Here is an 11,311-nt window from a genome sequence, read left to right on the forward strand (position 1 = left end):
TCTCCTCGGTCGGCGGCTTCAGGACAGGGTCTGCACGGCTTCGCGCACGACCTCCGCGACCCGGGTGACTTCCGCGTCGGTGAGGTTGGCGTGCATCGGGATGGCGAGCTGACGCGCGAACGCGTCGGCGGAGACGGGCAGCGGGGCCTGAGGCCCGTAGATCGGCTGCAGGTGCGAGGCGTAGGTGCCGAAGTTGCACTGGACGCCCTGCGTGCGGATCCGCAGCGCCAGGGTGTCGCGGCTGACCTCGGGCGCGACCGTGAGCAGGTACGCCTGCCACGGGTGCTCGCGGTCGGGCAGTTCCACCGGGACGGTCAGCGCGTCGACGTCGGCGAAAGCCTCGTGATAGCGCTTCGCGACCGAACGGCGGGCGGCGAGGAGGTCCGGCAGCCGGTCGAGCTGGACGTTCATGATCGCGGCCTGGACGTCCGACAGCCGGAAGTTGTAGCCGAGCTCGTGGAACTCCGGGATGGGCAGCGTGTCCGAGCCTTCGCGGCTGATGGCCGGCTCGATGCCGTAGGTGTGCAGCTTGCGCGCGCGGGCGATGAGGTCTTCGCGGTCGGAGACCAGCGCGCCGCCCTCGCCCGCGGTGATGCCCTTGCGGCCGTGGAAGGAGAACGCGGCGAGGTCGGCGAGGCTGCCGGCCGGGCGCGTCTTGTACGTGGCGCCCGCGGCGCAGGCGGCGTCTTCGAACAGCCAGAGACCGTGCTTGCCGGCGATCGCCCGGTACTCGTCGAAGTCACCGGGCTGGCCGGCGACGTCGACCGCGAGGATGCCGACGGTCTTCGGCGTGATCAGGGCTTCGACGTGCGCCGGGTCCGCGCTGAAGACGTCCGGGCGGATGTCGGCGAACACCGGCTTCGCGCCCGCCTCGACGACGGCGTGGCCGGTGGCCGGGAACGTGTAGTCGCCGACGATCACCTCGTCGCCGGGCTGGACGCCGAGGACCTTGAGCCCGAGGAAGAGGGCCGAGCCGCAGTTCGCCGTCGTCAACGCGTGCGCCGTGCCGGTGACCTGGGCGAACCGTTCTTCGAACCGGCGGCACGCCGGTCCGGCACCGGCCAGCCAGCCGGAGCGGAAGACCTCCGCGACGGCAGCGAGCTCTTCTTCACCGACGGTCGGCTGACCGAGGGCGATGCTGTCTGACGACATACCTCTCCCATTGCGTGGGGACCCGGCGAAGTGTATAGACGCACGCTCAGGTGATTCACAGGACCACGCCGAAGTGGACTTTCGAAAGACGCTTACCGCAGGTCGGGGACGTCCTAGGCTGGGTTCCATGCGATTCGGGGTGCTGGGGGCCGTCGCCGCGTGGCGCCCGGACGGCACGCAGGTGGCGGTGGGCGGCCCGCGGTCGCGGACGCTGCTGGCGCTGCTCGCCCTCGACGCCGGGCGGTTCGTCCCGGCCGAGCGGCTGATCGACGGCATGTACGGCGAACACCCGCCCGAGGGCGCCGCGAACGCCCTCCAGTCGCAGGTGTCGCGGCTGCGGACGGCGCTGAAGGACCTCGCCCCGGTCGAGTTCACCGCGGCCGGGTACCGGCTGGCGGTCCCACCGGACGAAGTGGACGTCCACTGCTTCGAACGTCTCGTCCGCGAAGGCCGCGCGCTGCTGAAGAACGGCGAGCACGCACGGGCCGCACCGGTCCTGGGCGAGGCGCTGGCGCTGTGGCGCGGGGCCGCGTTGACCGACCTCGCGGACGCGCCCTTCGCCGCCGCGCAGGTCACCCGGCTCGAGGAGCTGCGAGCGGACGCCGTGGACGACCACGTCGAGGCCAGGCTGGCGCTCGGACAGGCCGAGGACGTCCTGGCCGGCCTGCGGGAGACCATCGCGGCGCAGCCGCTGCGGGAGCGGCCGCGGGCGCAGCTGGTGCGGGCGCTGGCCGCCGCCGGACGGCCGGCCGACGCGCTCGCCGCGTTCGAGGACGCCCGCCGCACCTTGGCCGACGAACTGGGTGCCGACCCCGGCCCGGAACTCGCCGAAGCGCACCTCGGGGTGCTTCGCGGCGAAACCGAGAAGCCGGTGCTCCCGGCGTTGCCCGCGCAGCTGACCACCTTCGTCGGCCGCGACGCCGAGCTGCGGCAGGTGGCGGAGCTGCTGGGCCGCGCCCGGCTCGTGACGCTCACCGGGCCGGGCGGCACCGGCAAGACCCGGCTCGCGGTCGAGGCGGCCGCGGCCCAGGCCGGGCCGGTGGCGTTCGTCGAGCTCGCCCCGCACGGCGGCGGTGACGTCCCCGGCGCGGTGCTGGCCGCGCTCGGCCTGCGCGAGAGCTCGCGCGGCGGCCTCCAGGACCCGGTCGAGCGGCTGGTGTCGGCGTTGCGCGACCGCCCGGTGCTGCTGGTGCTCGACAACTGCGAGCACGTCGTCGAGGTGGCGGCCCGGCTGGCCGCGCGCCTGCTCGCCGCGTGCCCGGGGCTGCGGGTGCTGGCGACGAGCCGCGAGCCGCTCGGCATCACCGGCGAACAGCTGGCGCCGGTCCCGCGGCTGGCCGTCCCGCCGCCCGGGACGCCGGCCGAACGGAGCCGGGACTTCGCGGCCGTCCGGCTGTTCGCCGACCGGGCGGCGGCGAGCGACCCGGCGTTCGTGCTCGACGAGTCGACGATCGGCGACGTCCAGCACGTCTGCGCGGCCCTCGACGGCTTGCCGCTGGCCTTGGAGCTGGCCGCGGCCCGCGTCCGGACGCTGGAGCTCGGCGAGATCGCGGCCCGGCTCGACGACCGGTTCCGGCTGCTGGCCCGCGGCAGCCGGACGGCCGAGGCGAGGCACCGCTCGCTGCGCGGGGTCGTCGAGTGGAGCTGGGACCTGCTGAGCGAGGAAGAGCGCTCGCTGGTCCGGCGGCTCACGGTGTTCACCGGTGGCGCGACCGCCGCGGCCGCCGCCGAGGTGTGCGGCGCGGACGTCGACCTGCTGCCGGAGCTGGCCGACAAGTCCCTGGTCGAGGCGGTCGGCGGCCGGTTCCGGATGCTGGAGACGATCCGCGCGTTCGGCGGCGAGAAGCTGGTGGAAGCGGGCGAGGCGGAGACGCTCCACCGCGCGCACGCCGAGTACTTCCTGCGGTTCGCCGAAGAGGCGGACCCGAAGCTGCGCACGGCGGACCAGCTGGAGTGGCTGGCGCGGATCGACGCCGACTACGACAACCTCCTGGCGGCGTTGCGCTGGTCCACCGAGCACGACGTCGTGCTCGCGCTGCGGCTGGTGCCGCTGCTGGCGATGTACTGGTGGATGCGCGGGCGCCGGTTCGAGGGCGCCGGGTTGTCGCTGGCGGTGGTCTCGCGGTGTGCTCCCGAACTGCGCGAGGAGTACGCCGAGGAGTTCCTGGTGTGCGTGCTCGGCGCGCTGGCCGGGCAGCCGGACGAGTCGCTGGAGCAGTACCGGCCGCTGATCCACCGGTACGCGGCCGAGGGGGCGTGGCAGCCGCGGCACCCGATGCTGGTGATGCTGCTGGGCGTGGTGACCGGCCCGCCGGGCGACGACGCGGAACTGCTCATCCGCGGCGAGGGCCTGCTGGCCAGCGGCGACGCCTGGAGCTGGGCGCTGCTGCCGATGGGCCTGGGCCTGCGGGCGATGATGTCGGGCGACCTGGCGGGTGCGGAGGAGGGGCTGCGCGAAGGTGCGGCGCAGTTCCGGGCGCTGGGCGAGCGGTGGGGCCTGTCGATGGCCCTGGATCACCTGTCCCAGCTGCTGGCCTGGCGGGGCGAGTACGCGGCGGCGTTGCCGCTGATGGACGAAGCGCTGGGCCTGATGCACGAAATCGGCGCGACGGACGACGTGGCGGACCTCGTCTGCCGCCGCGCGTGGACGCACCTGCTGTCGGGCGACCGCGCCCGCGCCCGCGCGGACTACGAGCTGGCGGCGGCCACGGCCCGCCGCGGCATGCCGGAATCCCGCGCGGCGGCGTACGTCGGCTTGGCGAACCTGTCCCGCTTGTCGGGCGAACTGGCGGCGGCCAGGTCGTGGTGCGAGCGGGCGCTGGCGGAGTGCGCGGGAGGCTCGTTCGCGGCGGAGTCGGTCCGCGCGACGGCGGCGGTCGCACTGGGCTGGCTGGCGCTGGCGGAAGGCGACCGGCCTTCGGCGGTCTCGTTGCACCGCTCGGCATTGCTGATCGGACGGCAGTGGAACGCGAGCGACGTGGTGGCCCTCGCCTTGGAGGGCTTGGCGGGAGCAACCCGGCCTTCGGAGGCGGCGGTCCTGCTGGGCGCGGCGGCCGCGGTGCGGGGAACGGAGATCAGCGGCCCGGACGTGACGGCGGTCCGGGGGCGGCTGGTGGAGTCGCTCGGGGTGGCCGGGTTCGAGCGGGCGTACCGGACGGGGCTGGGGATGAGTGCGCAGAAGGCGCTGGAGCACTCGATCGAGGGGGAGGTGTCCGCCAGTTCGGACACGTAGCGTGGGAGCGCGGCGGAAAAGTGGCTTCGGCGACCAGGAAAGCGCCGGCCTCGAAGCCGTGCTTAACCACCTGGTGAGACTCGCGTAGCCTGGTCGATCGTGCGCAACGTGGTAGTCGTCGGGGGCGGGATCGTCGGTCTGGCCGTGGCCTGGGAGCTGACCAGGCGCGGGCTGGACGTCACCGTCCTGGAAAAGGAATCCCGCTGGGCGGCCCACCAGACCGGGCACAACTCGAACGTCGTGCACGCCGGGCTCTACTACAAGCCCGGCTCCTTCAAGGCGCGGATGTCCGTCGCCGGGAACCGGTCCATCGTGGACTTCGCGCGGCAGTACGGCGTGCCCGTCGAGGTGTGCGGGAAGCTCGTCGTCGCCACCCACGAATCCGAGATTCCCGCGCTGAACACCCTCGCCGAGCGCGCCGAGGCCAACGGCGTCCCGGCCAAGCAGATCTCGCCCGCCGAAGCCCGCGAGTACGAGCCCGAGGTCGCCTGCGTCGCCGCGTTGCGCGTGGAATCCACCGGGATCATCGACTTCCCCGCCGTCTGCCACGCGCTCGTCCGGCTGCTCGACGAGGCCGGCGTCGACCTGCGGCTGAGCTCGCCCGTCCTGGCCATCCGGGCCGGCGGCAACGGCGGGGTCGAGGTCGCGACCGGCGACGACGTCGTCCAGGCCGACGCGCTGGTCAACTGCGCCGGCCTGCACTCCGACCGCGTCGCGCGGCTGGCCGGGCTGACGCCGTCGGCGAAGATCGTGCCCTTCCGCGGTGAGTACTACGAGCTCAAGCCGGACCGGCGGCACCTGGTCAAGGGCCTGATCTACCCCGTGCCGGACCCGACGCTGCCGTTCCTCGGCGTGCACCTCACGCGCATGCTCGACGGCAGCGTCCACGCCGGCCCGAACGCCGTGCTCGCGCTGCGCCGCGAGGGCTACCGCTGGCGCGACTTCTCCGCCAAGGACGTCGCCGAGGTCGCGGCCTTCCCCGGCGCCTGGCGGCTCGCGCGCAAGTACGCGTTCCCGACCGGGCTCGACGAGGTCCGCCGCTCGTTCTCCAAGAAGCGCTTCGCGGCGAGCCTCGCGCGGCTCGTCCCCGCCGTCACCGAGGACGACATCGTCCGCCACGGCTCCGGCGTGCGCGCCCAGGCGATGCGCCGCGACGGCTCGCTGGTCGACGACTTCCTCATCGAAACCACCCGCGACCAGGTGCACGTCCTGAACGCGCCGTCGCCGGCCGCGACGAGCGCGCTGGAGATCGCGCGCCACATCGCGGACCAGGTGGCTTCGGACAGCTAGCCCGGGAGGTTCGCGGTCACCAGCGGCAGGCCCTGCTTCACGACGTCACACGTCTTCGCGTCGTCGCCGACGAAGCCGCTGACCACCTGTACCGACGACGTGTCCGTGATCGCCAGGGTCGCGCCGCAGGTCACCCGGAGGCCGCCCATGTTCGGGAACAGGCCCCACTTCCGGCCGCCGACGTCGACGGTCTCGGCCGGGGTGACGCCCTTCGCGCCCGGCCACTCCCCGACCGGCGTGCTGGGGCCGTACCAGACCTCGAACGCCTTCTGGCCGCCGTCGCCGTCGGTGTCGTCCCAGAGGCAGAACGACGCGTTCGGCACCGTGGACGAGTTGTCCTTCTTCCCGTCCGGCGAGATGTTCGGCAGCTGGGACACCTGGTCCGGCTTCAGCGCGGCGCACGGGTCCGCCGACAGCAGCGGGCCGCCCGGCTCGGGCTTCGCCGACGTCGACGGCGTGACCGGCGGTGCGTCCTGCCCGCCCGGCAGGTGCGCCGCGACCTGCGGGATCACCAGCTTCGCCAGCTCGCACGAGCGGTCGAGCTTGCTCGACGAGACGCCGACGTAGGCGAACGACTTGGCGCCGAGCAGGGCGTAGAACGTGCAGTCGTCGGGGAGGATCGAGGCGTACTGCGTCCAGCTCAGCCCGCCGATCTGCTGCGGCTCGGACTTCTTGACGGCACCGGAGAGGTACTCGTTGAAGTCCATGTCCGTGGCGAGACCGATGTTCAGCACGGCCAGCGGCTGGTCGTCGTCCTTCGAGTTCCACAGGCACATCGGCGGCTGGAGCCGGTCCTTGTTCTCCTTGACCGGCTTCCCCGGTGACTGGTAGCCGAGGGCGTCGACCTGGGCCTGGTCGAGCAGTGTGCAGGCGTCGACGGCCTTGACGACCGGCCCCTGGCCGGGGACGGGCGACGCGGAGCCGCCGACCGTCACCGTGCAGCCCGTCACCACGGTCACGGCCGCCAGCGCGACCGCGACCTGCCACTTGATCCGCATGTGTCCTCCCGTTCGGCCCGGACACTACTGGGACGAACGGAGCAGCACCGCGGATCCGCCCGATTCAGCGAGGCGTGAGCACTTCCTTGCCGCCGACGAACGGCCGCAGCGCCTCCGGCACCCGGACCGAGCCGTCTTCCTGCTGGTGGTTCTCGACGATCGCGACGATCCAGCGGGTGGTGGCCAGGGTGCCGTTGAGGGTCGCGGCGATCTGCGGCTTGCCGTTCTCGTCGCGGTAGCGGACCGAGAGGCGGCGGGCCTGGAACGTCGTGCAGTTGGACGTCGAGGTCAGCTCGCGGTAGGTCTCCTGGGTGGGGATCCACGCCTCGCAGTCGAACTTGCGGTGCGCGGACGTGCCGAGGTCGCCGGTCGCGGTGTCGATCACCCGGTAGGGCACCTCGACCTTCGCGAGCATCTCCTCTTCCCAGCTCAGCAGCCGCTCGTGCTCCGCCTCGGCGTCTTCCGGCTTCGCGTAGACGAACATCTCCACCTTGTCGAACTGGTGGACGCGGATGATGCCGCGGGTGTCCTTGCCGTACGAGCCGGCTTCGCGGCGGTAGCAGGACGACCAGCCCGCGTAGCGGTTCGGGCCGTCGTTCAGGTCGAGGATCTCGTCGGCGTGGAAGCCGGCGAGCGGCACCTCCGACGTCCCGACGAGGTAGAGGTCGTCGTCCTCGAGGTGGTAGATCTCGCTCGAGTGCTGCCCGAGGAAGCCGGTGCCCGCCATGATCTCGGGCCGGACCAGCGACGGCGTGATCATCGGCGTGAAGCCGTTCTCGAGCGCCTGCGCGATGGCCATGTTGAGCAGGCCGAGCTGCAGCTGCGCGCCGACGCCGGTGAGGAAGTAGAACCGCGAGCCCGAGACCTTCGCGCCGCGTTCCATGTCGACGCCGCCGAGGCCTTCGAGCAGCTCCAGGTGGTCCTTCGGGGTGAAGCCGAGCTTCGTCGGCTCGCCGACGTGCTTGAGGACGGTGAAGTCGTCTTCGCCGCCGACGGGCGCGCTCGGGTGGACGAGGTTCGGCACGGTGCGGAACAGCGCGTCGAACTCCTCCGACGCGGCGTTCTGCTCCGCCTCGGCCGCCTTGACCTGCGCGGCGAGTTCCTTGGCCGTGGCCAGGAGCTGCTGCTTCTCCTCCGGCGGTGCCTTCGGGATCTGCTTGCCCAGGAGCTTCTGTTCGTTGCGCAGCTTGTCGGCGGCGGCGATCGAAGACCGGCGCCGGGTGTCGAGGGAGAGCAGTTTGTCGACCACTTCCTCGTCTTCGCCACGGGCGCGCTGCGACGCGCGCACGGCTTCCGGGTCATCGCGCAGAGTCCTGGGGTCAATCACGGGTCCGAGGGTAGTCCGTACAGACTGTGCGGCCCTACTGGGTTATCCCGACAGTCTGATCGTTGAAGCGCTGTTCACGGCGTCCTCATACTCCAGGGAAACCCTGAGGAGGCGCCCGATGACCGACGAGCTGCTGGCCCGGCACCGCGCAGTCATGCCGTCCTGGATGTCGCTGCTCTACGAGGAGCCGATCGAAATCGTGCACGCGCACGACCGCCGGATGACGGATTCCCAGGGCCGCACGTACCTGGACTTCTTCGCGGGGGTGCTGACCAACTCGATGGGCTACGACGTCGCCGAGATCGGCGACGCGGTCCGCAAGCAGCTCGACACGGGCATCCTCCACACCTCGACGCTGTACTTGATCAGGTCCCAGGTCGAGCTGGCCGAGCGGATCGCGAAGCTGTCCGGCATCCCGGACGCGAAGGTGTTCTTCACGAACTCGGGCAGCGAGGCCAACGACACGGCGCTGATGCTGGCCACGCAGTACCGCCGCAGCAACCAGGTACTGGCGATGCGCAACTCCTACCACGGCCGCTCGTTCGGAACCGTGGCGATCACGGGCAACCGCGGCTGGTCGGCATCGGCGCTGAGCCCGGTTAAGGTCAACTACGTCCACGGCGGCTACCGGTATCGCAGCCCGTTCAGGGATCTGCCGGACGCGGCGTACATCGACGCGTGCGTGGCCGACCTGGTGGACGTCCTGAACACGGCAACGGCGGGCGACGTGGCCTGCCTGATCGCGGAGCCGATCCAGGGCGTCGGCGGCTTCAGCCTGCCGCCGGACGGCCTGTTCCGGGCGATGAAGGAGGTCCTGGACTCCTACGGGGTGCTGTTCATCTCGGACGAGGTCCAGACGGGCTGGGGCCGGACGGGCGAGCACTTCTGGGGCATCGAGGCCCACGGCGTGACGCCGGACATGATGACGTTCGCCAAGGGCCTGGGCAACGGCCTGGCAGTCGGAGGCGTGGTGGCCCGCGGCGACGTGCTCGATTGTTTCCAGGCCCAGTCGTTCTCGACGTTCGGCGGCAACCCGGTCTCGATGGCCGGAGCGACGGCGGTCCTGGACTACATCAAGGACCACGACCTGCAGGCGAACTGCGCGGCCCGCGGAGCGCAGCTGCTGTCGGGCTTGCGTGCGTGCGACTCCCCGATCGTCGCGGAGGTGCGCGGCAAGGGCCTGATGATCGGGGTCGAGCTGATCAAGCCGGGGACGACGGAGCCGAACGTCCCGGCGGCGGCGAGGATGCTGGAGGAGACGAAGAAGCGCGGGCTGCTGATCGGCAAGGGCGGCCTGCACGGCAACGTCCTGCGCCTCGGCCCCCCGATGACGTTGACGGCGGACGAGGCCCAGGAAGGCGTGGACATCCTGGTGGATTCCCTGGCGGCCACGCACGAGGCGCTGGCCGGGTAGCCGCGGGCCGGGCTCAGGCCGGCCGGGTGCCGGCCTTGAGCCCGTCCATCAGGAGGTCCAGCAGCCGCCCGGCCTTGTCTGCGTGTTCGGGCCGGGGTGCCACGGTGAAGATGCCGATGAGGGAGGCGGCGACGTCTTCGGCGCTTACGTCGGCGCGAAGATCACCCGCGGCGCGCCCGGCGTCGAGAATCGTGGCGATGGCCGACAACAGTTCGTCCCGGGTCTGCGCGTGCGCGATCTCACCCGACTCGATCATCGCGAGCAGCGTGTCGAGCATGCCGTTCTTGGTCGCGATCCAGTCCCCGAACAGGTCCATCCAGCACCGCATGGCCGCAGCGGGCACCAGCCGCCCGAGCAGCTCACGAGCCCCGGCGGTCAGCCGCCCGACCTGGTCCCGGTAGACGGCGTCGACCAGCGACTCCCGGGTCGGGAAGTGCCGGTAGAGCGTGGCGATACCCACCCCGGCCTCCCGGGCGATGGCCCGCATCGGCGGCTCGGCACCCCCCGAGGCGAACATCCGGGTCGCCACCGCGAGCAGCTGCTCACGGTTGCGGCTCGCGTCCGCGCGCATCGGCACGTCAGTCAAAACGGATCACGCTCCGGTTCTCGTGTACGGTGGACCGTAGAAACGGAGCATAGTCCGTTTCGCGGCGCCCGGAGGAGACTCATGCGGGAAGACAGAAGCAGGGCGGTCCGCCTCGAGAAGTTCGGCGGCCCGGAGATGCTCGAAGTCCAGGAGGTCCCGGCCCCACAGGCGGGCCCGGGCCAGCTCAGAGTCCGGGTCACGGCGGCGGGCCTGAACCCGATGGACTGGATCATGACCGCCGACGAGGAGACGGCGGCGAGGTTCGGCTTGACCCTCCCGGCGGGCTTCGGAACCGACTACGCGGGCGTGGTCGACCAGGTGGGCGCGGGGGTAACCGGCTTCACCCCGGGCGACCGGGTGTTCGGAAGCGCCCTGTCCCGAGCGGTCGCGGACTTCGTAGTGGTCGAAGCCTCCGGAGAGGCGGCGAACGAGGCCCACCACACGCCGACCGAAGTGGACGACCGAACGGCAGCAACCCTGTCGATCGCCGGCCGCACGGCAGCGGCGGCCCTGGCGGTGATCAACCCGGGCCCAAAGGACACGATCCTGATCGGCGGCGCGGCCGGCGGCGTCGGAGTGTTCGCGGTCCAGCTGGCCCGCAGAGCCGGAGCCCGCGTACTGGGAACGGGCTCGGCAACCTCGGCGGAGTTCTTGCGCGAATTGGGAGCGGAGCCGCTGACCTACGGAGACGGCCTGGCCGAAGCCATCGCAGCAGAGGGAATCACCGCAGCCATCGACCTATACGGAACGGAGACAGCACAGGCCGCACAAAAACTAGGTGTCCCGAACACCCGAATCTGCACAATCGCGGCAAAACTGGAAGGGATCCCAGGAGCCAACGGCGCAAACGCCCCCGCCAACACCTCGAGAGAGATCGCCACCCTGGTAGCGGCGGGCAAAATCCACATACCGATCGCAGCAACATTCCCCATGACCCAGATCCGCACAGCAGCAGAGCTACAAGCAAAGCGCCACGTACACGGAAAAGTCGTCATAGACATATGAGCTGGGTGGTCATCCCGTCGCCTGAGGCCGTCAAATCACTTTGAGCCGGGCCCGCAACGCACAGCGAAAGGCGAGGGGGACAGCGCAAGCTTGCGGGCCCGGCTCAAAGTGATAGGCCTCAATCAGGCGACGGGATGACCACCCAGCGGCCCACCTCGAGAACGCGAGACGGCAGCGGTAGTTGTGGTCATCCCGGAGCCTGCCCGTCCGGCCAATGCCGCTAAGTTAGTGGGCGGGGTCGAGGAGCTTTATGCGTGCCAGTTCGGTGTATGTCGTGGTGTGATGGTGTGCTTTCTTGGTTGCGTAG

Annotated in this window: 8 protein-coding genes; 4 read left to right on the plus strand and 4 right to left on the minus strand. The window is 71.3% G+C overall.

The annotated features are described in order from the left end of the window. Nucleotides 1–18: 18 nt before the first annotated feature. Nucleotides 19–1,152, minus strand: coding sequence for a DegT/DnrJ/EryC1/StrS family aminotransferase (locus tag ACWEGE_RS26230; protein ID WP_449663088.1), 1,134 nt, complete (start codon nucleotides 1,150–1,152; stop codon nucleotides 19–21). Between the two features lie 127 nt (nucleotides 1,153–1,279). On the opposite strand from ACWEGE_RS26230, the gene ACWEGE_RS26235 reads away from it, so the two are divergent. Together ACWEGE_RS26235 and lhgO are read left to right on the plus strand one after the other, a co-directional pair. Beyond that, the gene (locus tag ACWEGE_RS26235) at nucleotides 1,280–4,384 is read left to right on the plus strand and encodes a BTAD domain-containing putative transcriptional regulator (RefSeq protein ID WP_449663089.1); all 3,105 of its coding nucleotides are present in this window, start codon (nucleotides 1,280–1,282) and stop codon (nucleotides 4,382–4,384) included. Between the two features lie 99 nt (nucleotides 4,385–4,483). After that, the gene (lhgO, locus tag ACWEGE_RS26240) at nucleotides 4,484–5,674 is read left to right on the plus strand and encodes an L-2-hydroxyglutarate oxidase (protein ID WP_449663090.1); all 1,191 of its coding nucleotides are present in this window, start codon (nucleotides 4,484–4,486) and stop codon (nucleotides 5,672–5,674) included. Here the strand turns inward: lhgO and ACWEGE_RS26245 are convergent. Next, nucleotides 5,671–6,672 carry a DUF3558 family protein gene (locus ACWEGE_RS26245; protein ID WP_449663091.1) on the minus strand — a complete coding sequence of 334 codons (1,002 nt, stop codon included), beginning with the start codon at nucleotides 6,670–6,672 and terminating at the stop codon, nucleotides 5,671–5,673. The two genes, lhgO and ACWEGE_RS26245, sit on opposite strands and share 4 nt — an antisense overlap. 64 nt (nucleotides 6,673–6,736) lie before the next feature. Beyond that, nucleotides 6,737–7,999 carry a serine--tRNA ligase gene (gene serS / locus ACWEGE_RS26250; protein ID WP_449663092.1) on the minus strand — a complete coding sequence of 421 codons (1,263 nt, stop codon included), beginning with the start codon at nucleotides 7,997–7,999 and terminating at the stop codon, nucleotides 6,737–6,739. Between the two features lie 118 nt (nucleotides 8,000–8,117). Here serS and ACWEGE_RS26255 point away from each other — a divergent pair, with 118 nt between their 5' ends. Further along, nucleotides 8,118–9,413, plus strand: a complete 1,296-nt coding sequence (locus tag ACWEGE_RS26255; RefSeq protein WP_449663093.1) for an aspartate aminotransferase family protein — start codon at nucleotides 8,118–8,120, stop codon at nucleotides 9,411–9,413. 13 nt (nucleotides 9,414–9,426) lie between these two features. On the opposite strand, the gene ACWEGE_RS26260 is transcribed toward ACWEGE_RS26255, so the two are convergent. After that, nucleotides 9,427–9,984 (minus strand): TetR/AcrR family transcriptional regulator, encoded by a 558-nt coding sequence (locus tag ACWEGE_RS26260; RefSeq protein ID WP_449663109.1) that lies wholly within the window; start codon nucleotides 9,982–9,984, stop codon nucleotides 9,427–9,429. A 96-nt stretch (nucleotides 9,985–10,080) separates the two neighbouring features. Here ACWEGE_RS26260 and ACWEGE_RS26265 point away from each other — a divergent pair, with 96 nt between their 5' ends. Further along, a complete protein-coding gene (locus tag ACWEGE_RS26265) occupies nucleotides 10,081–11,004 on the plus strand; it encodes an NADP-dependent oxidoreductase (protein WP_449663094.1) in 924 nt (307 codons plus the stop codon). Nucleotides 11,005–11,311: the final 307 nt, after the last annotated feature.

The sequence above is a fragment of the Amycolatopsis sp. NPDC004747 genome (assembly GCF_053601335.1).

What these genes read in the sequence shown, in the direction of transcription:
- ACWEGE_RS26230 (WP_449663088.1), bottom strand. Translation starts at nt 1,152, where the DNA reads ATGTCGTCAGACAGCATCGCCCTCGGTCAGCCGACCGTCGGTGAAGAA.
- ACWEGE_RS26235 (WP_449663089.1), top strand. Translation starts at nt 1,280, where the DNA reads ATGCGATTCGGGGTGCTGGGGGCCGTCGCCGCGTGGCGCCCGGACGGC.
- ACWEGE_RS26245 (WP_449663091.1), bottom strand. Translation starts at nt 6,672, where the DNA reads ATGCGGATCAAGTGGCAGGTCGCGGTCGCGCTGGCGGCCGTGACCGTG.
- ACWEGE_RS26255 (WP_449663093.1), top strand. Translation starts at nt 8,118, where the DNA reads ATGACCGACGAGCTGCTGGCCCGGCACCGCGCAGTCATGCCGTCCTGG.
- ACWEGE_RS26260 (WP_449663109.1), bottom strand. Translation starts at nt 9,984, where the DNA reads ATGCGCGCGGACGCGAGCCGCAACCGTGAGCAGCTGCTCGCGGTGGCG.
- ACWEGE_RS26265 (WP_449663094.1), top strand. Translation starts at nt 10,081, where the DNA reads ATGCGGGAAGACAGAAGCAGGGCGGTCCGCCTCGAGAAGTTCGGCGGC.